The sequence below is a fragment of the Pseudomonas alkylphenolica genome, from assembly GCF_000746525.1.
Lineage (GTDB): Bacteria > Pseudomonadota > Gammaproteobacteria > Pseudomonadales > Pseudomonadaceae > Aquipseudomonas > Aquipseudomonas alkylphenolica.
On record NZ_CP009048.1, the window covers coordinates 644,283 to 668,726 of the forward strand.

The 24,444-nt window shown below is 59.9% G+C and carries 26 protein-coding genes and 1 pseudogene; 21 read left to right on the forward strand and 6 right to left on the reverse strand.

The genetic code is table 11. From position 1 onward, the window contains the following. Positions 1-425 precede the first annotated feature (425 nt). The 19 genes from PSAKL28_RS03005 to PSAKL28_RS03095 all read left to right on the forward strand — a co-directional run bounded on the left by PSAKL28_RS03005 (position 426) and on the right by PSAKL28_RS03095 (position 16,822). On the forward strand, positions 426-1,451 hold the full coding sequence (locus PSAKL28_RS03005; RefSeq protein ID WP_371261988.1) for a methyl-accepting chemotaxis protein: 1,026 nt from the start codon (positions 426-428) through the stop codon (positions 1,449-1,451). A gap of 109 nt (positions 1,452-1,560) precedes the next feature. Next, positions 1,561-3,243, forward strand: coding sequence for a sigma-54-dependent Fis family transcriptional regulator (locus tag PSAKL28_RS03010; protein ID WP_038606345.1), 1,683 nt, complete (start codon positions 1,561-1,563; stop codon positions 3,241-3,243). Positions 3,244-3,676: 433 nt separating this feature from the next. After that, the gene (locus PSAKL28_RS03015; RefSeq protein WP_038606350.1) at positions 3,677-4,606 is read left to right on the forward strand and encodes a catechol 2,3-dioxygenase; all 930 of its coding nucleotides are present in this window, start codon (positions 3,677-3,679) and stop codon (positions 4,604-4,606) included. A gap of 9 nt (positions 4,607-4,615) precedes the next feature. After that, the gene (locus tag PSAKL28_RS03020; protein WP_038606353.1) at positions 4,616-4,909 is read left to right on the forward strand and encodes a phenol hydroxylase subunit; all 294 of its coding nucleotides are present in this window, start codon (positions 4,616-4,618) and stop codon (positions 4,907-4,909) included. A gap of 47 nt (positions 4,910-4,956) precedes the next feature. Beyond that, a complete protein-coding gene (locus PSAKL28_RS03025; RefSeq protein ID WP_038606356.1) occupies positions 4,957-5,949 on the forward strand; it encodes an aromatic/alkene monooxygenase hydroxylase subunit beta in 993 nt (330 codons plus the stop codon). A gap of 9 nt (positions 5,950-5,958) precedes the next feature. After that, entirely contained in the window at positions 5,959-6,228 is a 270-nt protein-coding gene (locus tag PSAKL28_RS03030; RefSeq protein WP_038606359.1) for an MmoB/DmpM family protein, read from the forward strand. Between the two features lie 15 nt (positions 6,229-6,243). Then, complete coding sequence (locus PSAKL28_RS03035; protein ID WP_038606361.1) at positions 6,244-7,764, forward strand: YHS domain-containing protein; 1,521 nt, start codon at positions 6,244-6,246, stop codon at positions 7,762-7,764. A gap of 54 nt (positions 7,765-7,818) precedes the next feature. Further along, positions 7,819-8,175, forward strand: coding sequence for a phenol hydroxylase subunit P4 (locus tag PSAKL28_RS03040; protein ID WP_038606363.1), 357 nt, complete (start codon positions 7,819-7,821; stop codon positions 8,173-8,175). Between the two features lie 10 nt (positions 8,176-8,185). Then, a complete protein-coding gene (locus PSAKL28_RS03045; RefSeq protein WP_038606366.1) occupies positions 8,186-9,244 on the forward strand; it encodes an NADH:ubiquinone reductase (Na(+)-transporting) subunit F in 1,059 nt (352 codons plus the stop codon). 212 nt (positions 9,245-9,456) lie between these two features. Beyond that, positions 9,457-10,917 (forward strand): 2-hydroxymuconic semialdehyde dehydrogenase, encoded by a 1,461-nt coding sequence (locus tag PSAKL28_RS03050; RefSeq protein ID WP_038606368.1) that lies wholly within the window; start codon positions 9,457-9,459, stop codon positions 10,915-10,917. A gap of 7 nt (positions 10,918-10,924) precedes the next feature. Beyond that, positions 10,925-11,722, forward strand: a complete 798-nt coding sequence (gene dmpE / locus PSAKL28_RS03055; RefSeq protein ID WP_038606370.1) for a 2-oxopent-4-enoate hydratase — start codon at positions 10,925-10,927, stop codon at positions 11,720-11,722. Next, positions 11,719-12,522, forward strand: a complete 804-nt coding sequence (gene dmpH, locus PSAKL28_RS03060) for a 2-oxo-3-hexenedioate decarboxylase (protein ID WP_038606372.1) — start codon at positions 11,719-11,721, stop codon at positions 12,520-12,522. The genes dmpE and dmpH overlap by 4 nt, the downstream gene beginning before the upstream one ends. Before the next feature lie 23 nt (positions 12,523-12,545). Further along, positions 12,546-12,758: a tautomerase family protein gene (locus tag PSAKL28_RS03065; RefSeq protein WP_038606373.1), complete on the forward strand. Its 213-nt coding sequence runs from the start codon at positions 12,546-12,548 to the stop codon at positions 12,756-12,758. Continuing rightward, entirely contained in the window at positions 12,755-13,669 is a 915-nt protein-coding gene (locus PSAKL28_RS03070; protein ID WP_038606377.1) for an acetaldehyde dehydrogenase (acetylating), read from the forward strand. Before PSAKL28_RS03065 ends, PSAKL28_RS03070 begins: the two co-directional genes overlap by 4 nt. Next, entirely contained in the window at positions 13,669-14,724 is a 1,056-nt protein-coding gene (dmpG, locus tag PSAKL28_RS03075) for a 4-hydroxy-2-oxovalerate aldolase (RefSeq protein WP_038606380.1), read from the forward strand. Before PSAKL28_RS03070 ends, dmpG begins: the two co-directional genes overlap by 1 nt. A 51-nt stretch (positions 14,725-14,775) precedes the next feature. Further along, complete coding sequence (locus PSAKL28_RS03080) at positions 14,776-15,531, forward strand: SDR family NAD(P)-dependent oxidoreductase (RefSeq protein ID WP_038606383.1); 756 nt, start codon at positions 14,776-14,778, stop codon at positions 15,529-15,531. Positions 15,532-15,590: 59 nt separating this feature from the next. Continuing rightward, positions 15,591-16,019: a tautomerase family protein gene (locus tag PSAKL28_RS03085; protein WP_038606386.1), complete on the forward strand. Its 429-nt coding sequence runs from the start codon at positions 15,591-15,593 to the stop codon at positions 16,017-16,019. Continuing rightward, positions 16,016-16,471: a GlcG/HbpS family heme-binding protein gene (locus PSAKL28_RS03090; protein ID WP_051939144.1), complete on the forward strand. Its 456-nt coding sequence runs from the start codon at positions 16,016-16,018 to the stop codon at positions 16,469-16,471. Before PSAKL28_RS03085 ends, PSAKL28_RS03090 begins: the two co-directional genes overlap by 4 nt. A gap of 12 nt (positions 16,472-16,483) precedes the next feature. After that, entirely contained in the window at positions 16,484-16,822 is a 339-nt protein-coding gene (locus PSAKL28_RS03095) for a 2Fe-2S iron-sulfur cluster-binding protein (RefSeq protein ID WP_038606389.1), read from the forward strand. Positions 16,823-16,900: 78 nt separating this feature from the next. On the opposite strand, the gene PSAKL28_RS03100 is transcribed toward PSAKL28_RS03095, so the two are convergent. Next, a complete protein-coding gene (locus PSAKL28_RS03100; RefSeq protein ID WP_038606392.1) occupies positions 16,901-17,935 on the reverse strand; it encodes an AraC family transcriptional regulator in 1,035 nt (344 codons plus the stop codon). A 133-nt stretch (positions 17,936-18,068) separates the two neighbouring features. Here PSAKL28_RS03100 and PSAKL28_RS26665 point away from each other — a divergent pair. Both PSAKL28_RS26665 and PSAKL28_RS03110 read left to right on the forward strand, forming a co-directional pair. Next, positions 18,069-18,179 (forward strand): annotated as a pseudogene (locus tag PSAKL28_RS26665) (hypothetical protein); the annotation flags it as partial. A 155-nt stretch (positions 18,180-18,334) separates the two neighbouring features. Then, the gene (locus PSAKL28_RS03110; RefSeq protein WP_038606398.1) at positions 18,335-20,107 is read left to right on the forward strand and encodes an acyl-CoA dehydrogenase C-terminal domain-containing protein; all 1,773 of its coding nucleotides are present in this window, start codon (positions 18,335-18,337) and stop codon (positions 20,105-20,107) included. Between the two features lie 388 nt (positions 20,108-20,495). On the opposite strand, the gene PSAKL28_RS03115 is transcribed toward PSAKL28_RS03110, so the two are convergent. The 5 genes from PSAKL28_RS03115 to PSAKL28_RS03135 all read right to left on the reverse strand — a co-directional run bounded on the left by PSAKL28_RS03115 (position 20,496) and on the right by PSAKL28_RS03135 (position 24,399). Beyond that, positions 20,496-20,963: a hypothetical protein gene (locus tag PSAKL28_RS03115; RefSeq protein WP_038606401.1), complete on the reverse strand. Its 468-nt coding sequence runs from the start codon at positions 20,961-20,963 to the stop codon at positions 20,496-20,498. Positions 20,964-21,126: 163 nt separating this feature from the next. Then, on the reverse strand, positions 21,127-21,312 hold the full coding sequence (locus tag PSAKL28_RS03120) for a hypothetical protein (protein WP_038606405.1): 186 nt from the start codon (positions 21,310-21,312) through the stop codon (positions 21,127-21,129). A gap of 47 nt (positions 21,313-21,359) precedes the next feature. Beyond that, positions 21,360-22,256 (reverse strand): recombination directionality factor, encoded by an 897-nt coding sequence (locus PSAKL28_RS03125; RefSeq protein WP_038606407.1) that lies wholly within the window; start codon positions 22,254-22,256, stop codon positions 21,360-21,362. Between the two features lie 90 nt (positions 22,257-22,346). Next, on the reverse strand, positions 22,347-23,351 hold the full coding sequence (locus PSAKL28_RS03130; protein ID WP_038606410.1) for a YqaJ viral recombinase family nuclease: 1,005 nt from the start codon (positions 23,349-23,351) through the stop codon (positions 22,347-22,349). A 79-nt stretch (positions 23,352-23,430) separates the two neighbouring features. Continuing rightward, positions 23,431-24,399, reverse strand: coding sequence for a DUF932 domain-containing protein (locus tag PSAKL28_RS03135; RefSeq protein ID WP_038606412.1), 969 nt, complete (start codon positions 24,397-24,399; stop codon positions 23,431-23,433). Between the last annotated feature and the right edge of the window lie 45 nt (positions 24,400-24,444).

Below are 24,444 nucleotides of genomic sequence, written 5' to 3' on the forward strand. Positions count from 1 at the left end.
TCGCATTGATTTTGCTCGTGGCGGTCGCAATGTTTTGCGCGCTGGATAGCCTCGGCCTGCGTGGGGTTTGGTTGGCCGCAATGGTCGTGCTAGGCCTGTACTTGCTGCTCGGCATCAGCCAACGTGAGCGCGCGGTTTTGGCTGCGTTGAATCAAATACGCGCACTGCTTGACGATAAGGGGCAGGTTAGTGGAGGCGCCCTAGGTGCCATCGAGCGCCTGCAGGAGGTGTTGCACGAGAAGGTGGTGGCGGTAAAGCATATGAGTGCTCTGGCCTCTGATCTGACCGTGTCCACAGGTACGCTGGTGTCCGGCTTTACCGAGGCGGTCGCCACGGCCGATCGCCAGTCGGCGATGGCACGTGACTCCATGGCGGAGTTCGAGGCCATGGCCGCGCGGGCCAGGACTACCGCCAGTGAAGCCCTAATGCTGGCAGATGTCAGTCGCGACGCGCGGGATCAGGTCAACATCGGTGGTGAGCAGGTGCAGCAGGTGGCCAGCGATATGCTTGACCTCTCCGCTGTAGTGACTTCAGTTGCCGAAGAGTTTGACAGCGTGCGTCAGCAAGTGGCGCGCATCGGTGAGATCGTGGCGATCATCCAGGGCATCGCCGGGCAAACCAATCTACTCGCGTTGAATGCCGCCATCGAGGCCGCGCGCGCCGGTGAGCAGGGACGCGGTTTCAGCGTAGTTGCCGACGAGGTACGCAAACTGGCCGAGAACACCGGCAGCGCCACCCTCAATGTCGGTGAAATCATCTCGTTGATTGGTCAGGGGATTGATCGACTCGATCAGCGCCTAGCCAGTACCCGTCAGGGGGCTGCGGACGGTGTACTGCGCGCGAACCAGGCTGCGCAGGTTTTGCATGGCATTGCCTCGACCGCTAAGAGCACATTGCAGGCGGTGCAGGGGATTGCCGAGCGTGCCAGCAGCGAGACGCAAAGTGCCGGCAAGGTGCTGGAGGATTCCAGCGCGGTGGCGCGCCTGGCCTCCGAGCTAGACAGTAAGGTCAACGACTGTAACGCCGGCCTGCGCGCGCTGATGTTGGGACTGGTCGACCTGAAGAGCCTGGCCAGCCAGATAGATGTCAGTCGCGATGGGGTGGCCGCCATAATAGGGGCTATCGAAGAAACCCGAGCGCATAACATCATGGTGCTGAATGCCCGCACCACGTCGCAGATGCTCCCGCATATTCAGCGCATTCATGCCCTTGATCGTGAAATCGATCAGCTGCTTGGCGAGGTCCAGGGTGCTACAAAAAACGTTGATGAGCAGCGCAGTGGACGCGTGTCTGGCTTGCTTCAGGCTCTGGGCGCTTATCGGCGTATTCGCGATGACTTGCTTGGTGCGGCCCAAAGTGGAAGGCTTGAGCACGTGCGTGATCGCGCGGTGCCTCTGGTTCGTGAGGCTTACCAAAATGTAAAACAGGCATGTACTGCATTAGCCGCATAGACTGAGGCGCATAACGCGAAGGCGATAGCTCGCACCTACAACAATAAATACCAGCGGTTAGGTGGGTTCCAAGGACTTGCCACTCGACTGGTCTGCTTTAGGGGTTTAAATGGCAGAGCAACCTCTGGTCGAACGCTTCAATTTGCGTTCACGACTGCGCTTCAATATCGAGAGCGGGCAAATCTGGCTCGACGAGAATCGCATGCTGTTGATGCATGCCAAAGCCTTGGGCGCTTTGCGCCAGGAACTGTTTGAGTCCCTTGGCCCCAAGCGTGCCAAGGGGCTGCTGTTTCGCATGGGATTTGCAGCTGGTCAGAATGATGCCGATTTCGCGCAGAAACTCTATGGTGAAGGCGACAACTACGACGTATTTAAGATCGGCCCAGAACTGCACGCGTTCGAAGGCTTGGTGCGCTCGACCATTCTCGACGCCAAAATCGACTGGGAAGAAGGCACCTTTTTCGGCACGGTCAATTGCGACAACTCCTGGGAGGCGGAATCCCATTTGCAGTTGTTCGGTGTAAGCAGTGAACCGGCCTGCTGGAACATGGCGGGTTATGCATCGGGCTATGTCACCCGCTTCTTCAAACGCGTGATTATATTTCGCGAAACCCAGTGCGTCTGTTGTGGCGCCTCCGCTTGCATGCTGGAAGGGCGTCCCCTCGAAGCGTGGGGCAATGAGGATTTTCTGGAGCATTGTCTGTCGCCGGAAACTCAGGAAACATCCTTCGAGCAGTTGCAAGACGAGTTATGGCAGCTACGCGAACAGCGTCCGGCGGGCAAACTGGTGGGCAGTTCACCGGCGTTCAGCGCCGCTTTCAGTCTGCTCAGTAAGGCCGCCAATAGCCCGATAACAGTGCTGCTGCTGGGTGAGACCGGGGTCGGCAAGGAAGTGTTTGCCCAGTGGCTGCACGAAAACAGCGACCGTGCCGACAAACCTTTCGTCGCCGTCAATTGCGCCGCCATTCCCAACGATCTGATTGAGTCGGAGCTGTTCGGCGTGCAGAAGGGGGCCTATACCGGTGCGCAGGCTTCACGCCCCGGCAAGTTCGAGCGCGCCGATGGCGGTACGCTATTTCTCGATGAGCTGGGTGAGCTATCGCCGGCCGCTCAGGTCAAGCTGTTGCGCGTCCTGCAAACAGGCGAAGTCGAGCGTCTTGGCGATGACAAGTTGCGTAAGGTCAACGTGCGCCTGGTGGCGGCGACCAACGTCAATTTGCAGCAGGCGATTGCTGATGGCCGTTTCCGAGCTGACCTTTACTACCGCCTGGCGACTTACCCCCTGGAAATTCCGCCGCTGCGTCATCGTAAGTCGGATATTCCGGTGTTGTTTTCGGTGCTGACCGAAAAGTACGCACCGCTGTACCACAAGATCATTCAAGGCATCAGTGATCTGGCCATGCAGGGGCTTATGGCCTACGACTGGCCGGGCAATGTTCGCGAACTGGAAAACCTGGTGGAACGGGCGGTGTTGCTAGTGCCGTCTGGCGGGCAAATTGAAGTACAGCATCTGTTTCCCGGTATGGTCCCGGTTACTGCTCCGGGTGCGGTGATCGACCGCGAGGGCAAGGTCGGCAATGCCGATGAGGCGAAGAAAGACCAGCTCTATGAGACGTTGCTGGTCGACGACTTCGACCTGCAGGCCCATGAGGCACGCCTGCTACGACTCGCTGTGGCGCGTGCTCATGGCAACCTAACCCACGCGGCCCGTCTGCTTGGCATCACTCGCAGGCAGTTGGCTTACCGGGTCAAACAGACACTGAGGGAGGGCGCTACGCCGCCTGACACCTGACAAAAGCGTACAGCACTGCTCCTTCAGGCTCGCCGTCGCACCGCCATTGCACTTCGATTCGCCCTCAGCGCGAGAAAGGCATGGAGATTGTTCGGTTTTGTGTCAGATGCGTCGTTCGACGCCTTTTTTTTTCCTGTGTAACCGGTTAATCGCCCCGTTGTTTGGCCGGCGCGCCTGAGTAGCCGCGATATGTGGCGTTTTGCCGCAGCGCTAGCCTTACGTTTTTGTAAGGCTGGAGGGGGTGATGGACAGAAGCGTCACGTAGCAAGGCACCTAAAAATCCTTATATTTTTCATTAAATTCATATAGATCAATGCTTTAACTTTGTTGGCACCATCTCTGCATTATTCGGTTGAAGCTGTAAATCCAGCTTTCGCCAGCCGATCAAGGCGGCGTAGAGCAAACCGCATCAAGCCAATAATGGAGACAACAAATGGCGATGACAGGTGTATTGCGTCCAGGGCATGCCCAGGTGCGCGTGTTGAACCTCGAAGAAGGCATCCACTTCTACCGCAACGTGCTGGGGTTGGTAGAGACCGGGCGTGACGACCAGGGCCGGGTGTATTTCAAATGCTGGGATGAACGCGATCACAGCTGCTACATCATCCGCGAGGCGGATACTGCCGGTATCGATTTCTTTGGCTTCAAGGTGCTGGACAAGGCCACCCTGGAAAAGCTCGACGCCGATCTGCAGGCCTACGGCCTGACCACGACCCGCATCCCTGCGGGAGAGATGCTGGAAACCGGCGAGCGCGTGCGCTTCGAGTTGCCGTCTGGCCATCTGATCGAGTTGTACGCGGAGAAAACCTGCGTCGGCAACGGCATTTCCGAGGTCAACCCGGCCCCCTGGAATGCCCAGCGCGAGCATGGCATTGCTCCCATACAGCTAGACCACTGCCTGCTGTACGGGCCGAATATTGCCGAAGTGCAGAAAATCTTCACCGAAGTCCTGGGCTTTTACCTGGTCGAGCGCGTGCTCAGCCCGGATGGCGACAGCGACATGGGCATCTGGTTGTCGTGCTCGCACAAGGTTCATGACATCGCCTTCGTCGAGTACCCGGAGAAGGGCAAGCTGCACCACTGCTCCTTTCTGCTCGAGTCGTGGGAGCAGGTGTTGCGCGCCGGCGACATCATGTCGATGAACGAAGTGAACGTGGACATCGGTCCAACCCGTCACGGCGTGACTCGCGGTTGCACCATCTATGCGTGGGATCCCTCCGGTAACCGCTTTGAAACCTTCATGGGCGGCTACCACCCCTATCCGGACTACGAGCCACTGTCCTGGACCTATGACAACTTTGCCCAGGGTCTCGATTACCCACAGCGCAAGTTGCACGAAACCTTCATGACCGTTGTGACCTGAGGGCGCCCCATGAGCTTGCCTGATGAGTCACTGGACATGCAGCCGGCCGAGCTGGATACGCGCAAGCGCTTTGTGCGGGTTACCGGCAGCCGTGGCAGCAACTTTGTCGAGTTCGACTTCGCCATCGGCGAACCCGAGTTGTTCGTGGAAATGATCCTGACGCACGAAGCGTTCGACGAGTTCTGTCGCACCAACCAGGTCGAGTCGATGCCGGCATTACCTGAGGTCGATGGTGAGGACGACGAGGCGGGGCAATGGGACTGGCGCCTGGCGGATGCTACTCAGGTTCGTTTCAAAAACTAATCGAATTGGGCGCTTCACCCTGGGTGAGGCGCCGGTGGGAGAGACACATGCACATCGATCTTCGCACGGTCAGCATCCAGCCCTTGCGGCAGACGTTTGACCACCTGGCCCGGCGCTTTGGCGACAAACCAGCCTCGCGTTATCAGGAGGGCAGCTACGACATCCAGGCGGCGGAAAACCTGCACTACCGGCCGACCTGGGATCCGGATCAGGCGCTCTACGACGCAGGCATCACCAAGATCGTGATGAGCGACTGGTATGCCCTGAAAGACCCGCGCCAGTTCTACTACAGCACCTACACCCTGGCCCGTGCCCGTCAGCAGGAAAACGTCGAAGCCAATTTCAACTTCGTTGAAACCCGCGGCCTGGCCGACATGCTGCCGGATGATCTGCGCCAGCGCGCGCTCAACCTGCTGGTGCCGCTGCGCCATGCCGCTTGGGGCGCCAACCTGAACAACACCTTCATCTGTAGCTATGGCTACGGCACGGTGTTTACCCAGCCGTGCATCTACCACGCCATGGATAACCTTGGTATCGCGCAATACCTGTCGCGTATCGGTCTGTTGCTTGGCGGCACCGAAGCCCTGGATGACGGCAAAGCCGCCTGGATGGAAGGCGATGCCTGGCAAGGGCTGCGTCGCTACACCGAGGACTGTCTGGTGGTGCGCGATCCGTTCGAGTTGTTTGTCGCGCAGAACGTGGCGTTGGACGGCCTGCTCTATCCGCTGGTGTACGAGCGCATTGTCGATGACCGGTTCGCGGCCAATGGCGGTTCGGTGGTGGCCATGCTGTCGCAGTTCATGAACGACTGGTTCGACGAAACCCGCAAGTGGGTGGATGCGGTGATGAAGGTGGCAGCGGCCGAGTCCGAGCACAACCGCGAGCAGTTGCAGGCCTGGACCATCGCTTGGCGTGATTGTGCCGCGGCGGCCTTGCTACCGGTGATTGAGCAGGAGTTTGCCGGGCAGGCCGATGACGTCATGAGTGAGCAACTGGCAGCCTTCAAGGCCCGCCTCGATAAAACCGGCGTGGTGGTCTGAGGAGTTTTTATGTCGACTGTATTTATTGCACTGCAAACCAATGAAGAAACGCGCCCGATTATCGAGGCCATTGAGCTGGACAACCCCGAGGCGGTGGTCAACCGCGAACCGGCCATGGTCAAGATCGATGCGCCTGGCCGTCTGGTCATTCGCCGCGAAACCATTGAAGAACAGCTGGGTCGCAGCTTCGACATGCAGGAGCTGAACGTCAATCTGATCACGCTCTCCGGCAACGTCGTTGAAGACGAAGACTCCTTGACCCTGACCTGGGGCAACTAAGCGAGGACATTTGTAATGGACATGAAAACCGCTAGCAAAAAGATGAATGCGAAAGAAAAATATCGCCTGCTGACGCGCGACCTGGCTTGGGATCCGTCGTATCGCACCGAGGAAGAAATCTTTCCCTACATCGCCTACGAAGGGCTGAAAATTCATGACTGGAACAAGTGGGAAGATCCGTTCCGCTTGACCATGGATGCCTACTGGAAATACCAGGCGGAAAAAGAGCGCAAGTTCTACGCCATCATCGATGCCCATGCGCAGAACAACGGCCACCTGAATATCACCGATGCGCGTTACCTGTCGGCGCTGAAGATATTCCTGCAGGCCATCAGCCCCGGCGAATATGCCTCGCACAAAGGTTTTGCCCGTGCCGGTCGCGAGTTTCGTGGTGTGGGTACGCAAGTGGCCTGTCAGATGCAGGCGATCGATGAGATTCGCCATGCACAGACGCAAATTCACGCGTTGTCCAACTACAACAAGTTCTACAACGGCTTCCATGCCTTTGCCGACCAGCGTGACCGTATCTGGTACACCTCGGTGGCCCGCTCGTTCTTCGACGATGCCATGTCCGCAGGGCCCTTCGAGTTCATGATGGCCATCGGCTTCTCGTTCGAGTACGTGCTGACCAACCTGCTATTTGTGCCGTTTATGTCCGGTGCTGCCTACAACGGCGACATGGCCACCGTCACCTTTGGTTTCTCCGCGCAGTCCGATGAAGCGCGGCACATGACCCTGGGCCTGGAGTGCATCAAGTTCATGCTCGAACAGGATCCGGACAACCTGCCGATCGTCCAGGGCTGGGTCGACAAGTGGTTCTGGCGCGGCTTCCGCGTACTCGGTTTGGTCAGCACCATGATGGATTACATGCTGCCCAAGCGTGTCATGTCCTGGCGCGAGGCGTGGGAGATCTACGGTGCCGAGAACGGCGGCGCGCTGTTCAAGGACCTGGCGCGCTACGGCATTCGTCCACCCAAGAGCTGGGACGACGCCGAAGCCGGCATCGACCATATGTCCCACCAGTTCATGCTGGGCCTGTACCAGTGGAGCTTTGGTATCTCGCTCCACGCCTGGATTCCCTCGGATGAGGACTTGCAATGGCTGTCAGCCAAGTACCCAACGACGTTCGACAAGTACTACCGCCCGCGCTGGGAGCACATCAAGAAGCTTGAGGCGGCGGGTACGCCGCTGAAGAACTACGGCCTGGCCAAGCTGTGCCAGTGCTGTCAGTTGCCGACGGTATTTACCGAGCCGGACGACCCGAGCCTGATTTGCCATCGTGAAGTGGAATACAAGGGCGACAAGTATCACTTCTGCTCCGATCACTGCATGAGCATCTTCGATAACGAGCCGGAGAAATATATCCAGGCTTGGCTGCCAATGCCGGCGCTGTTTCAGGAGCCGACCAATGGCGACCTGGGTGCCTGGATGGATTGGGTGTCGCTGAAAGATGGTCAGGACAACGGGGACTTTGCCGACTCCCAGGATCGCCGCAACTTCGAGATGTGGCGCGGGATGGCAACGTCCAACCAGTAAGACTCTGACGGGTGTGGCCGCGGCCACGCCCCGACACAATAAAAGGAGAACACCATGCCTGTAGTCGCCCGTAAAGAGTACGTAGGCGTTGCCCGCGATCGCGTTGAGAACTTCAACGGTAAGCAGCTGGTGTACGCCAGCTGGGATCACCACCTGCTGTTTGCTGCCCCGTTTTTGCTGTGTCTGCCGCCGCAGACCACCTTTGCCGAGTTGCTTGAAAGCGCGCTCAAACCCCTGTTGCAAGCCGATCCGGATGCCGCCCTGATCGACTGGCACGCGATCCAGTGGCTCAAGGGCAACCAGCCCTGGGTGCCGAACTTCGAGGCCAGCCTGGCCGACAATGGCATCGGCCATAAAGACCAGCTGCGCTTCAAGACGCCGGGTCTCAACAGCATCTGTGCGGTCAACTGAGGGGCGGGCCATGAGTTACGAACTGGCGATTGAACCGCTGGGTCTGACCATCGAGATCGAAGAAGGCCAGACCATTCTCGACGCAGCCCTGAGGGCTGGCATCTACCTGCCCCATGCCTGCTGTCACGGCCTGTGCGCGACCTGCAAGATCCAAGTGGTGGATGGCGAAATCGAACACGGCGAGGCCTCCAGCTTTGCCCTCATGGATTTTGAACGGGAAGAAAAAAAGTGCCTGGCCTGCTGCGCCACCGCCGAGAGCGATCTGGTGATCGAGGCGGAAATCGACGAAGACCCGGATGCCGAAAACCTGCCAGTGCGCGATTTCGCCGGCACGGTCAGCCGCATCGAGACCCTGACGCCAACGATCAAGGGCGTCTGGATCAAGCTCGACGGCGCGGGCATGCACTTCCAGGCCGGCCAGTACATCAACCTGCAGTTGCCCGACGGCATTGGCAGTCGGGCTTTCTCGGTGGCCAGCGCGCCGGCGGATGGCAGCGAAATCGAGCTGAATATCCGTATCGTGCCGGGCGGTCGCGGTACCGCGTATGTCCACGAGCAGCTGCGGGTCGGCGAGCGGGTGAGCATCACTGGGCCTTACGGGCGCTTCTTCGTGAGGAAGTCGGCGCGCACGCCGGTGATCTTCATGGGCGGTGGCTCGGGGCTGTCCAGCCCGCGCTCGATGATTCTCGATCTGCTGGCCGAAGGTTGCGAGCTGCCGATCACCCTGATCTACGGCCAGCGTAACCGTGACGAGCTGTATTACCACGACGAGTTTCTCGCCATGGCCCGCCAGCATGCGAACTTCAGTTATGTGCCGGCGCTCTCCCATGAACCCGAGGACTCGGACTGGCAGGGCTTCCGCGGTTTTGTGCATGACGCCGCAAAGGCGCACTTCGACAACGATTTCCGCGGACACAAGGCTTACCTGTGCGGCCCGCCGCTGATGATCGATTCCTGCATCAGCACCCTGATGCAGGGGCGCCTATTTGAGCGGGATATCTACACCGAGAAGTTCATCTCGGCGGCTGATGCCCAGCAGGTACGCAGCCCACTGTTCAAAGCCATCTGATTGCGACGATCCGTTCCCTGGGCACATGCACGGGGAGCGGGTGATTGCTGATTTAGAGTGCCATTATCGATACCTAATAAGTATTAAATTTGGCTAAATAAAGTATTAGTCGGTATTGATTGGCTTTTCTAGACTCGCTGACAGGGACAAATGCCGGTTGGCCTGGGCAGGTACAGCCGGTAGTCATACAGAACAATACCCCCGGAGTTTCCATGCGCCAGATTGAAAACTTTATCGCCGGTGAGTTTGTCGCATCTGCCAGCGGCAAGCGGTTCGACAAACACTCCCCGCTGGACAACCGCATCATCTGCTCGGTCAGTGAAGCCGGTCGTGGCGAAGTCGATGCCGCCGTCCGCGCCGCTCGCAGTGCCCTGCAGGGTGAGTGGGGCGGTCTGACAACAGAGCAGCGCATCGAGTTGCTTTACGGTGTGGCCAACGAAATCACTCGCCGTTTCGACGACTTCGTCGAGGCCGAAATGTCCGACACCGGCCAGCCCGAGCATGTGATGAAACATGTGTTCATCCCGCGTGGCGCGGCCAACTTCAAGGTGTTTGCCGACGTGATCAAGAACGTCGCCAGCGAGTCCTTCCAGATGGACACCCCCGATGGTCGCGGCGCGCTGAACTACTCGATTCGTCGCCCCAAGGGCGTGATCGGCGTGGTCTGCCCGTGGAATGCGCCGTTCATGCTGATGACCTGGAAGGTCGGCCCGGCCCTGGCCTGCGGCAATACCGTGGTGGTCAAGCCGTCCGAAGAGTCGCCGCAAACCGCGGCCTTGCTGGGCGAGGTGATGAACGCGGTGGGCATTCCCAAGGGCGTGTACAACGTGGTGCACGGTTTCGGCCCGGATTCGGCGGGCGAATTCGTCACCCGCCATCCGCAGGTCGATGCCATCACCTTCACCGGTGAAACCCGCACCGGCACCGCGATCATGAAAGCGGCGTCCGAAGGCATGCGTGACGTGTCATTCGAATTGGGCGGCAAGAACGCCGGCATCGTGTTCGCCGATGCTGACTTCGAGGCGGCAGTGGAAAGCTTCTCGCGCTCGGTGTTCCTCAATACCGGCCAGGTGTGCCTGGGTACCGAGCGGGTGTATGTCGAGCGGCCGATTTTCGAGCGTTTCGTCCAGGCCCTGAAGGTCAAGGCCGAGGCGGTCAAGTACGGCCGCCCCGATGATCATCAGGCCAACTACGGCCCGCTGATCAGCCAGGAGCACAAGCAGAAGGTGCTTTCCTACTACCGCAAGGCGGTGGAAGAGGGCGCCACCCTGGTCACCGGCGGCGGTGTGCCGCAGATGCCGGGCGAGCTGGCCGAAGGCGCCTGGGTCCAGCCGACCATCTGGACCGGCCTGCCGGAAACGGCTGCCGTGGTGCAGGAGGAAATCTTCGGCCCGTGCTGCCACATCTCGCCGTTCGATAGCGAAGACGAAGTGGTGGAAAAGGCTAACGCCACCGACTACGGCCTGTCGACCACCATCTGGACCAGCAACCTGGCGCGCGCCCACCGCATGGCCGGGCGCATCGATGTCGGTATCACCTGGATCAACAGCTGGTTCCTGCGCGATCTGCGCACCCCGTTTGGCGGCTCCAAGCAATCGGGCATCGGTCGCGAAGGCGGCGTGCACTCGCTGGAGTTCTACACCGAAACCCGCAATGTCTGCGTAAAACTCTGAGGCGTATATGGACCAGCAAAAGATCGAGCAGTACGGCGAAGAGCTGTATCAGGCATTCGTCAGTCGTCGCGCCGTCGCGCCGCTGCTCAGCCGTGAACCGGATATCAGCATCGAGGATGCCTACCGCATCCAGGAACAGTTTGTCGCCCGACGCCTGGCGGCCGGGGAGAAAATCATCGGCAAGAAGATCGGTGCCACCAGCAAGCCGGTGCAGGAGTTTCTCGGCGTCTATCAGCCGGACTTCGGCATGCTTACCTCGGGCATGGTGTTTGCCGAAGGCGACACCATCGACCTCGGTCAGATGATCCAGCCGAAGGCCGAGGCAGAGCTGGCCTTTGTCCTCAAGCATGACCTCAAGGGGCCGGGGATCACCGCCATGGATGTGATTCGCGCCACCGATTACGTGCTGCCGTGCTTCGAAATCGTCGACTCACGTATCAGCAACTGGCAGATCAAGATTCAGGACACAGTTGCGGACAACGCCTCCTGCGGCGTCTTCGTACTGGGCAAGACCAAGGGCGACCCGCGCAAGCTGGACATCACCCTGGCCGGCATGGTGCTGGAGAAGAACGGCGAGTTGTTCTCCACAGGCGTCGGTGCCGCCGTCCAGGGCTCTCCGGCCAATGCCGTGGCCTGGCTGGCCAACACCCTCGGTGAGCTGGGCATCCCGTTCAAGGCGGGCGAAGTGATTCTCTCCGGTTCGCAGTCGGCACTGGTGCCAGTGACCGATGGTGACGAATTGGTGTGTAGCGTTGGCGGCCTTGGTAGCTGCCGGGTGAAGTTTGCCGGAAGGAGCACAGTATGAGCAGCAACCTGACACTTTCTCGTGAGGATATCGTTCGTCTTAGCGAGCGGGTTGAAGGCGCACAAACCCGCGCCTATGCCATTCCCAAACTGACCAATGAATACCCAGGCATGACCATCGCCGATAGCTATGCGGTGCAGACCCAGCTGCGCCGGCGCTTTATCGAGCAGGGCCATAAACTTATCGGTTGGAAGGCCGGGCTGACCTCCAAGGCCAAAATGGTACAGATGGGCGTTGATGTGCCATCAATCGGCTTTCTGACCGATCGCATGGCCCGCCCGGAGAACTCGGCTATCTCCGTCAGCGACCTTATCCATCCCCGGGTGGAGTGTGAAGTGGCCTTTGTCATGAAGCACGAGCTGCGCGGGCCGAACTGCACTGCCGAACAGGTACTGGCCGCCACTGACTATGTGTTGCCTGCGGTGGAAGTTATCGACTCGCGTTTTTCCGGCTTCAAGTTTGATCTGGAAAGCGTGATCGCCGACAACTCCTCTTCCGCGCGTTTCGTTGGCGGTGGCAGGGCGCGATATGTCGAAGACATCGACCTGCGCACCCTCGGCGTGGTGATCGAGATCAACGGCGAGATGGTTGCCATGGGCGCGTCCGCTGCGGTGCTCGGCCACCCGGCAGAAGCCATCGCCATGGTGGTGAACATTCTGGCCGAGCTGGGTGAAGTGCTGCCCGCCGGCAGCTTTGTCATGAGTGGCGCGATTACCGAAGCCATTGCGGTGAAGCCCGGTGACAGTGTTGTAGCCCGCTTCCAGGAACTGGGCAGCGTATCGATGCGCTTTGTGGAATAACAATAAGAACCGAGGAGGCAATCATGCCCATCATTGAAATGCATATGGTCGAAGGCCGTACTGCCGAGCAGAAGAGCCGCGTAGCGGCGGCGGTGACCGCAGCGGTTTGTCAGAGTCTGGAATGCCCCGCAGAAACCGTCCGTATTCTTATTACCGAGCACCGTGGCGATGAGTTCTACGTTGCCGGAATGAACATGGCCCAGCGCGCTGCGAAGCAGAAGGAACAGGCTCAATGAAAAAGATCAAATGTGCACTGATCGGCTCCGGCAACATCGGTACCGACCTGATCTACAAAATCCTGCGTAGCCCGGTGCTTGAGCCGGTGTGGATGGTCGGCATCGACCCCGAGTCTGAAGGGTTGCTGCGGGCCCGCGAAATGGGTTTGAAAACCACCCATGAGGGCGTCGACGGCCTGTTGCCGCATGTGCTCGACGACGGCATCCAGATCGCCTTCGATGCCACCAGCGCCTATGTGCACGCCGAGAACAGCCGAAAGCTCAACGCCCTCGGCGTGTTGATGATCGACCTGACCCCGGCGGCCATCGGTCCTCTGTGCGTGCCGCCGGTGAACCTGCGCGAACACGCGCAGAAGCTGGAGATGAACGTCAACATGATCTCCTGCGCTGGCCAGGCCACCATCCCAGTGGTCAATGCCGTGTCGCGCATTCAGGGCGTCGCCTACGCCGAGATCGTCGCCAGCCTGGCGTCCAAGTCGATCGGCCCCGGCACCCGTGCCAACCTGGATGAGTTCACCAACACCACCTCGCGCGCCATCGAGAAAATCGGTGGGGCCCGCAAGGGCAAGGCGCTGGCCATCATCAACCCGGCCGAGCCGCCGATGATGATGCGCAACACCATCTATTGCCTGACCGATGAGGAGCCGGATCGGCTGCGGATCACCGAGTCGATCCTGCAGATGATCACCGAGGTGCAGAAGTACGTGCCGGGCTATCGCCTGGTCAACGGCCCGATTTTCGATGGCAAGAAAGTCTCGGTGTTTATGGAAGTGGCAGGCCTGGGTGATTACCTGCCGACCTATGCCGGCAACCTGGACATCATGACCGCGGCCGCCACCCGCACCGCAGAAATGTTTGCCGAGGAAATCCTCGCCGGCACCATTCAGCTTAAAGCCCCGGAGGTCGCGTAATGAGCCAGTCCACCAGTTCGAGCCTCAAGGGCCGCAAAGTCATCCTGCACGATATGTGCCTGCGCGACGGCATGCACGCCAAGCGCGAGCAGATCAGTGTCGAGCAGATGGTCAAGGTCGCCACCGCGCTGGATGATGCCGGTGTGCCGTACATCCAGGTCACCCACGGCGGCGGCTTGGGCGGTAACTCGTTGCAGCACGGTTTTGCCCCGCACACTAACGAGGAATACATCAGCGCGGTTGCCCCGCTGATGAAGCAGGCGAAGATTTCCGTGCTGCTGATTCCGGGCCTGGGCACCATGGCCGAGCTGCACTCGGCCTACGATTGCGGCGCGCGCAGCGTGCACGTGGCCACCCACTGCACCGAGGCGGACACCTCGCCCCAGCATATTGCCTATGCGCGCAAGCTGGGCATGGACACCACCGGTTTTCTGATGATGGCGCACCTCAATGATGCCGCCGGCATCGCCAAGCAGGGCAAGCTGATGGAGTCCTACGGCGCGCAGACGGTGTATGTCACCGACTCGGCCGGCTACATGCTGCCCGAGGATGTCAAAGAACGTATCGGCGCCCTGCGCGAGGTGCTCAACCCGGAGACCGAGATCGGATTCCACGGCCACCATAACCTGGGCATGGGCGTGGCCAACTCGATTGCCGCCATCGAGGCGGGCGCCAGTCGTATCGATGGCTCGGTCGCCGGCCTCGGTGCCGGTGCCGGCAATACGCCGCTGGAAGTCTTCGCCGCCGTCTGTGCACGGATGGGCATCGAGACCGGCACCGACCTGTTCAAGCTGATGGACGTGGCCGAAGACATCATCGTGCCGATGATGGAGCACATCGTGCGGGTCGATCGCGAATCGCTGACCCTCGGCTATGCCGGTGTGTACTCCACCTTCCTGCTCCACGCCAAACGTGCCAGCCTGCAGTTTGGCGTACCGGCGCGGGACATCCTGGTCGAACTGGGGCGCAAGAAAATGATCGGTGGCCAGGAAGACATGATCCAGGACACCGCCCTGACCATGGCCCGGGAGCGCGGAATTCTGCTGCCCACGTAACGGTGTCAGGGGCATGCACGGCATGCCCCTGACTTGCAGCGGAGGACGATGATGAATACGGATAAAGACTTGGCCGTGGTGGTCGGGGCAACCGGTGCCTTTGGTCGGCAGATCGTTGCCCGGCTGTGCGCCAGCAACCTCGACGTGGTGGCGGTGGCGCGTAGCGCCGAGTCGCTGAGCGAACTGGCCGGCCTGCATCGCGGCCTGATTCCCTGCGTGGCCGACATCGCCAGCGATGATGCAGTGGCGGCCATCCGCGCGGTGCTGGATCGGCCGGTGCGTATGGTGGTGCATGGTCCGGGCGTGGCGGTGGTCGGCGGTATTCTCGATGCGCCCACGGCCGCATTGGTGGATGCGGTGAATATCAAGGTCGGTGGCCTGTTGCGTCTGACCCGGGCAGTGGATAAGCACTTGGTAAAAGGCTCGCGGCTGATCGCCATTGGCGGTCACTATGGCTTTGAACCCACGGCTTACGCCGCATCTGCCGGGATTGCCAATGCCGCACTGGTGAATGCCGTGCGCCAGCTCAGCCTGGCCTATGGTGTGCGTGGGGTGACCGCGCACTTGCTGGCGCCGGGGCCGGCGGACACCGAGCGCTTGCACCGGGTGGCGGCCGACCGTGGCCGCCAGCGCGGCATCAGTGCCGAGGCAGTGTTGCAGGAGATGTGTGCGGAGTCCTCGATTGGCGCCTTTACCACGCCAGCGCAAGTGGCCTGGGCCGTGAGCCTGCTGCTGGCGCCCGAGGCCGATGCGATGACCGGCTCGACCCTGATGCTGGATTCCGGCCGCCGTCGTGGTTTGCCCTGAGTGTTTCCGGGTCGAGCTGTTAGCTAATAAATCCAAGAACATCTAGCGAGATCGTCAATATGCCAGTCGTGAACTTTCACCTTGTGCAAGGCCATTGTTCGGCCGAGCAAAAAGTCCAGCTGTTAAAAGCCGCCTCTCAGCTTTACAGCCAGGTGCTGGAGTCCCCCATAGAGCGAGTACGGGCGTTTGTCACCCTGCATGCGGCAGATGAGTGCGCCGTGGCCGGTGACGTTGTCAGCGCTAACGGCCTGCATGCGCCGTATTTTGACTTCATCGTGCTGGAAGGGCGCCCGCTGGACGAGCGTCGGCAGTTGATGAGCGGCTTTACCAACTTGCTGGTCGACATCCTGGAGGTTGAACGCAGACTTGTGCGCGGCAGGTGTACCCGCGTCGAACCGCAGGACTGGTCCATCGGCGGGTTGGGTGCCGATGCATTGCGCGAGCAGGAAATCAGTGCCCGTGCCGCCAAGCTTGGAGTGGCCGGATGAAAACCCCAGAGCTGTATTGCGATGAAATAGCCACCTTGAGCTGGGTAGGTGCATCGCTTGCGGTTGAGTCGGCGTTAAGCCGCGCCGAGCGGCTGGGGATCAAGGTCAATGCGGCGGTCGTCGATCGCAATGGCAATACCTTGGCCTATTTGCGCATGAACGGAGCCTTTCTACATTCCGAGGGGCTGGCAATCGACAAGGCTTATACCGCCGCCAGCTTTGGCTTTGCCACCAAGGAGTGGATGGGCAAGATCGGTGACGATGAGCGACTGCGCATCGGCCTTACCAGTCGTCCGCGCCTGGTGGTTCTCGGTGGTGGCGTACCGATCATTCTCGATGGTGTTTGCATTGGCGGCATCGGCGTTTCCGGTGGCACTGAGGAGCAGGACGAGATCTGCGCGAATGCCGCCCTGAAAGCCCTGGGGCTGTTACCGATGGCCACTTCTGCTTAGTGAGTGTGCGCGATGAAGCATCAAGTCCTGATTGAAGATACCGGCGAGCAATACGCCTGCGACGAGTGCGAGTCAGTGCTCGATGGAATGGCGCGCCTGGGTCGGCGTGGCATCCCCGTCGGTTGCCGCGGTGGTGGCTGCGGAGTCTGCAAGGTGCAAATTGTCGAAGGCAGTTATGCCGCAGGCGTCATGAGCCGCTCTCATGTCAGCGCCGATGAACAAGCTGCGGGCGTGGTATTGGCCTGCCGCGTCATGCCACACAGCGACTTGTGTGTGCAGGTACTCGGCAAGATGAAGAAAACAGTTTGCAGGGCTCGCAGCGGTTCGGACTGCAGCGCTGACCAAATATAGGCCGCCAACTCCGCATCTGTGCCGCCGATGGACTATCCGGGTATGTGCTCAGTATTCGAAGGGCGCGGATGCGGTGTGTCACCGAGGCTGAGCGCCTGGTGTGTATTCATTGCTCTGCACTAGCCGTTTCGCTCGGTAGTGGCCAGGGCTTTGTCCGGTCCACTGCTTGAATGCCCGGTGAAAGGCGCTGGCCTCTTGGAAGCCGGCCCTTTCGGCGATCTCACCGATGCTCAATTGCGAGTTGCGCAGGCACTCGAAGGCAATGGTGCGGCGCACTTCATCTTTCAGCTCCTGGAAGGAAAAACCTTCGCGCTGTAGCTGCCGGCGCAGGCTGGCGATGCTCATGCCGTGCTCTCGGGCGAGGTCTGCGAGGGTCGGCCACTGCTCGTGGCGGCTGTGACGCAAGGCTTTGAAGATCTGGTTACCGAGGCCCTGGCGGTTGCTGAAACGCACGATCAGCCACTGCGGCGAGGTGCGCAGAAATTGCTTGAGCGATGTCTGGTCCTGTACCAGGGGCAGGCTCAGGTAGCTGGCGTCGAACTCGATTTCGCTGTGGCTTGTCTCGAAGCTGAGGTTCGGCCCCCAGAACAGGTGGTCATCGCCATGAGGCGGGCGGGGGTGGACGAACTGTGAGCGATTGATCGGAATGCGCCGCCCGGCCAGCCAGCAGAGCAGGCCGAGAACGATGGTCAGGTAGGTTTCTTCGGCGGCGCTGCTGGCCTGTCCGCGATTGTCCAGGCGGATCACTGCGTGCTTGCCACGCAAACTCAGGTTACCGCCGATATCACGGATGAACAGGTTCAGGCCGCCGAGGCAGAGTTTTAGGGCCTGACCGAGGTTGGCACTGTGGATCAGTCCGCGGCAAATCAGTGCGAAGCTGCCCTGGGGCATGCCGTTGGAGTCGAAGCCGAGGAATTCGTCATTCAGCTCCCGCGCCACTGCCAGCCACAGTTTGGCGAACGCGCTGGCCACCACCCGGGCGCTGTTGTCCGTCAGCAGCTGCGGATCAATGCCGGCTTCGGCCAGCACGCCGGCTACGCGCCGGGGCTGATCAGCCAGGCCCTGCAGTGCGGCCTGGACGAAGTAGACAGCGACCGAATCTTTCTCTTGCATAGCCTTTGTTCATCCTGGTTGGGGCACCTGAGGTTGCAAAAAACGTCAGGCATTGGGGGTATTTTCGGCATAGGTCATGGTGCCGTCGATCTCTAGACTGCGCGGCAGTTTAAACGCTGCCTGGCGCTTGCGAGTAGCCACCAAGGCCATCCATGAGCTGCACCGCATCCAGGGCCGCTTCGCTCTGGCCACCATGTGTATTGGCGGTGAGCAGGGTATTGCCGTGGTTTTCGAACGTGTTTAAGAGGCCAGCCCGGCGACTATCAACATTCAACGTGTGGGCGTGATCGGCGGCATCATGGGCAGCGGTATCGCCCAGGTGTGGGCTGCGCACGGTCGCCCCGACTGAATTATCCATCCCCGGACCGAATGTTCGGGCATTCTGCGAGAGACTCCAGCATGGCTGACTACAAAGCTCCCCTGCGCGATATGCGCTTCGTGCTCAATGAAGTGTTTGAAGTTTCCAAGCTGTGGGCCCAGTTGCCGGCCCTGGCTGAAGTGGTCGATGAAGACACTGCGGCGGCGATTCTCGAAGAAGCCGGCAAGGTTACCGGCGGCGTGATCGCCCCGCTGAACCGCAGCGGCGACGAAGAAGGCTGTTCCTGGGCCAATGGCGCAGTGAAAACCCCAGCCGGCTTCCCGGATGCCTATAAAACCTACGCCGAAGGCGGTTGGGTCGGCGTCGGTGGTGATCCGGTATTCGGCGGCATGGGCATGCCCAAGGCGATCTCGGCGCAGGTCGAGGAAATGGTCAACTCGGCCAACCTGTCCTTTGGTCTGTACCCGATGCTGACGGCCGGTGCCTGCCTGTCGATCAACGCCCACGCCAGCGAAGAGCTGAAAGAGCAATACCTGCCGAACATGTACGCCGGCACCTGGGCAGGTTCCATGTGCCTGACCGAGCCGCATGCCGGCACCGATCTGGGCATCATCCGCACCAAGGCCGAGCCGCAGGCTGATGGCAGCTTCAAGGTATCCGGCACCAAGATCTTTATCACCGGCGGTGAGCACGACCTGACCGAGAACATCATTCACCTGGTACTGGCCAAGCTGCCGGACGCCCCAGCGGGCCCGAAAGGCATCTCGCTGTTCCTGGTGCCGAAGTTTATGGTCAATGCCGACGGTTCCCTGGGCGAGCAAAACAGCCTGTCCTGCGGCTCGATCGAACACAAAATGGGCATCAAGGCCTCGGCCACCTGCGTGATGAACTTCGACGGCGCCACCGGCTGGATCGTCGATGCGCCGAACAAGGGCCTCGCGGCCATGTTCACCATGATGAACTACGAGCGACTGGGCGTGGGTATCCAGGGCCTGTCCCTGGGTGAGCGCAGCTACCAGAACGCCGTGGAATATGCCCGCGACCGTATCCAGAGCCGTGCGCCGACCGGCCCGGTGGCTAAAGACAAAGCCGCTGACCCGATCATCGTGCACCCGGATGTGCGCCGTATGCTGCTGACCATGAAAGCGCTGAACGAGGGCGGTCGTGCCTTCTCCAGCTACGTGGCCATGCAGCTCGACACCGCCAAGTACAGCGAAGATGCCGCCACCCGCAAGCGCGCGGAAGAGCTGGTTGCCTTGCTGACGCCGGTGGCCAAGGCCTTCCTCACCGATATGGCGCTGGAAACCACCACCCATGGCCAGCAGATTTTCGGCGGCCATGGTTATATCCGTGAGTGGGGCCAGGAGCAGCTGATCCGCGACTGCCGTATCACCCAGATCTATGAAGGCACCAATGGCATTCAGGCGCTCGATTTGGTTGGGCGCAAGGTTATCGGCAACGGCGGCGTGGTACTGCGTCAATTCACCCGTGAAATCCGCCGCTTTGTCGAACAGCACGACACGTCGTATGCCATCAACCTGCTGGATGCCGTCGAGCGCCTGGAGCGAACCAGCAAATGGCTGCAGGAGTGCGCTGCCGACAACCCCAATGAAACCGGCGCGGCCTCGGTGGAGTATCTGCACCTTTTCGGTTACACCGCCTACGCCTGGATGTGGGCGCGCATGGCCGAAGTGGCCCACCGAAAACGCATAGAAGGTGAAGCTTTCTACAGTGCCAAACTGGCAACCGCCGAATTCTTCTTCGCCCATCTACTGCCTCGCACATTGGGTCTAGAAGCAAGCATCCTCGCTGGCAGCGAGTCGCTGTATGGCCTGGCAGACGAGCAGTTCTGAATAGTTTAGCGTCGTACACCTGTGATTGAGCGTTTGCGCGGCACCCGCTTTGGGCGTCGCGCTTTTTTATTTGAGGGCGGCTGTGGCTCACGACGCCCCAGATCATTAGTTCGTCATCATCCAGTACGTAGCGCGGCGCGTAGACGACATCTTCCAGGCCATCCAGCGTCCAATTCGCCATTACCGGAGAGATGATTCCTCCTTGTGGGGTGGCCCAACCCTGTGCAAGTTCGGCTGCAGTCGGTCCTGGTGCTTGGAGAGATCGACAAAAAGAAAGGGCAGTTTATCCATTGAGGGGGCCCCATGGGGCCCCTCAATGGAAGTAGAAAAGGTCATTCGCTAAAAGGCGTTGATTGCTTCAATGTGGCGTTCCGGCCTCACTGTAGAGTTAAGGCCGCTTCCCTTCGCTGCACCAGTCTTTCCACTCATCAAGCTGCTCACCCACTATCATCGAATCCTCACCCATCTCTTCACGGAAGGCATTAATCCAGGCGTCCAGGCAATTTTCGGGTTCTGAATTATCTGCCTGTACAGGGCCTAAAGCATTTAGGCGACCGGCCAGCGCATTGTTACGATTTACCAGGGCTGTATAGCCGCAGCGAGAGTCACGACAGCTAGCATCCAAGAGCCCGGCCCAGTTTTGATGGTCGAACTCAAGTAGCTGAAGTGCTTCTTGTGTTGTGGCTGGGTGGTTTCGTATTTTTTCATAGAGACCCTTCATCTTTTCCATTTCCGAAGGGGCGATGGCGTCGTAGCACTGAAATATTGCACGGGTGGTGTCCCTGCTTTCACAATAGCTATTTGCCAGTGATGTTGTGGAAAATAGGGTCGCTAGGATAAAAATTGCAGCTTTCATTTCTTCTTCTCCTTGAAGGTACATTTACTCTATTTATGAATGGCTATATCGGCAAGGCGTCATGCGTAGCGTGCTCCCATCTTATTGGCTTCACGTTGTATTGATTGCGTGTGTGCGTGCTGCCAAAGACAAAGTCACGATAAAAGCATGTGTAGCTGAGAAGCTACATGTGCTGATCCGGAATGCGTAACATCTTAAGCTGCGTGCAGAGAATCCAGCAGGCCAGTACTACAGCGATCAGCAAAGGTGGGAAACGCAGCATCAGCACAACGCTCACGACCAATACACCGGCTGCAGCCAGCGCGCCGATGAAGGCAAATAGGCAAAGCAGAAATCGTAATAACATCATCTCGGTTCTCCGGTGGCCTGCCTGGAGCCAGTGCAGGCGGTGCTAGGTCAGTGGGGTTGATTGGCGAGCACTTCCAGCTTGCCGGCCAATGAGCTGGGGCTGGTTTGCGGTGCTTCGTGTTGGGTGTTGATGGAAGCTGTATCCCGGCAGGTAAAGAACTCTTCAATCACAGCACTGCTGTCTTCTTCGCTGTCTTCAAAGGCCCCATTAGCGAAGCCACGTAGTGCCGCATCGTCCAGTGCGGCTTGGTCGAAACCCACGGCTTGCCGTTGTTTATTCTGCTCATTCGCAGCCTGTAGCGCCTCGGCTATATCCATGCCGTTACGCACTGTGAGATCGACGTAGAAGATCGGCGTGCCATGACTCTGCCGAGTCGACTTACCGCGCAGGCGTAACTCCAGCGATAGGCACGCCAGCCGATTGCCCGATATGGCCTGGAAGTAATGCAGGCGTGCGGCCAGGGTGCGGATGCTGTTGAAACCGGTGGTGCGGAAAACAAAGCTACCTAGCGGATCGTCATCACCGATCAGCACATTCAGCCGGCCATAGGGTTTGCAGGCACCGCCTTTGGCCAGTGGACAGGCATCCGGCGAAGGGCAGGGCAGCGATTGCATTCCGTCCTGGGTAACTCGCTTGCAGGTCTCGCCATTGCCCACGCACAACGGCCTGCCAGACTGCCGATCAAACAGCGTGTAGTCAGCGCGAAAGTTCAGCTCCGGCTCATTGAACAGAAGCCGTACCGGAATGCTGCGCAGTTTGTCGTCCTTGCCCTGGCGCAGCTCGTCATTAAGCGGATGCAGCAGCCAGCCGTCCTTACCCTGCACCTGGGAGGTGATGGTGAATTGGTCATCCTTCTCCGGCAGTCGCTTGCCGTTCTTCTCGATGACCTTACCGATGGAAATCCGCCCGAGCACCGGCGGAGTGATAGCCAGACCTTTGAGCATGGTGAGTCTCCTGGAAATGAAAAAGGCCAGCCATGCAGCTGTAACTGCACGGACTGGCCAAGGGGATGGAAGAGTTGGAGGAGTTGGGTTTCAGCCGACCAGGAAGCGCCGTGCACCTGGTTTCAGCAGCGGGTACTTGGCCTGCAGGTAGGGCTTGTCCTTGAGCAGTTGAGCGACATCGAGGCCGATGCTGTCCTTGGCTTTGCGCCAACTGACGTAGCCATTGGAAAACTCCGCCCTGCTGGCATCGCCCATGGCCTGCTGCAGCATTTGCTTTAGCTCAGCCTCGCGCTTTTCCTTGTCGGCAATCGACTGACGAACGGCCTTCAGTTCAATGAAGGCTGCGGCCAGTCCGGCATGGCCACGAAAGTCGACGACCTGACCGTTGTCATCCGGATAAAGGCAGCGCAGGGCTGATTCAGCGGAAGTCGTGCCATCAGCCGGTGGTGGTGTGTCGGTTTCAACGTAGTGCCAGAACTTGCGTTCCAGCTCGATCAGGCGAGCGATCATCTGCTCGTCCCGCTCGATACGGTGGATCTCCAGCGTCTGGCCACCGAGCAGCACAGCCACATCTGCGGCCTGCTTGCCGGTGACCGCGAGTTGGTGCATTACTTGTAGCTGGACATACTCCGGCACGCCCTCTTTCCAGAGGCGAGCCCCGTTTATACCGGCTGTCTTGCATTCTAGGATCTGCACATCGTCGGCCCCGATCACCTCGCGGTCGATGTTGGCCAGCATCCAGGGCAGCTCTGGATCCGGGTGCTGCAGCACGGCGTTGATGCGCCGCACCTTGTTCTTCGTGCGCTTGCTGTAATGCCAGGCAACGATGGGCTCCAGTACGTTGCCCCAATACATCGGGCTTTCCTCATCCTGAGGATCAGCCTTGGGCATGCCAGCATCGCGACCGGTCTTCTCCATCCAGAGTTCCAGCTGCGACTTGTAGGGGTTCAGCCCCACGGCCGCAGCTGCATCCGAGCTGCCGATGCCTTGCTTGCGGATCTGCAGCCAGTCCTCTCGGGGCAGCTCCTTGGTGCTGACCAAGCGCAGAGCCGGACGGGACTTGCTGGTGTTGCGATTCAATGAAGTAGCTTTCATAGCGTTCACCTTGCAGAAATGGAAACGCCCGACCTGCAACGAAGCGGGTCGGGCGTTATGGGGTGGAGTAGGTATAAGTTCAGGCGACCAGTTGCAGGGCCGTTTCCAGAGCGCGTTGCTTGATCTGTGCGCCCTGGCCGAACCAGGCGGAGTCGAGGCGGTACTCGGTGCTACGTGCCCGGCGCTCGTGATCGACGTACTCGGTCACGGCGTTGAGCAAGCCCCAGGCTGTGCCGCGAGCCGAGTCCAGCTGGCTGCCTCGGCCACGACCTTCATACAGCTCCTGCACTTTGCGCAGGGCGCGCTCGTTGGGCAGTTGCTCCGGCAAGGCGCCGGTCGGGCTGGTCTCGCACATCACGTTCATAAAGAAGCCCAGCGCCTCATGCCACTGCACCTTGCGTTCAGCCAGGTGGCGCATGCGGTACATGAAGTCATCCCATTGCGAGACGGCGATGCCGAGCTGCTTCTTCACCAGATCGCCGTCGAAGCGGGTGCTGTGCGGCACCTTGATTGCACGGCTGGTGCCGTCTAGAGCGATGGTGAGGGTGTTGTTGCAGACCACGCGAATGGTGGTGGGGGTTGCCGTGGTGGCCAGGGTGCCGTCGCAGGACGTGGCCAGCAGCAGGTAGCCATTCACCTGGTCGTTGCCCTTGATCGCGGCGCCCTGGCCTGTGCGTGCCAGTGCCCAGAACTTGCGGCCGCCCTTGAGCACGCCAGCAGTTTCCAGCTCGTAGCCAGATACCTCGGTCAGATCACGGTAGAACTCCAGCACCTCGCGAGGTTGCACGGTGTGGTAGCGCTGCGAGACCACCGACAGTGGTGCCTTGGTGTCTGAGCGGTAGAGCACCTTCTGTTCGGAGAACGAGTGGACCGTGCCCAGATGGCCGATGGCGTCCGACTTGAAGTGCACGGGGCTTTCCAGGATCTGCCAGTCCATACCGGCTTCGCGTTGCCAGACTTCGATGGGCTGTTTCTGCGGCAGGTTGTTACCCAGGCCGTGCCACGGAGTAGCGCCAACGTAGGCCATAGTTTCGACGAGATGAGCCATGGTGGTGATTCCTTTGGGTGCGCGCCGGCATAAAGGCTGCGCATC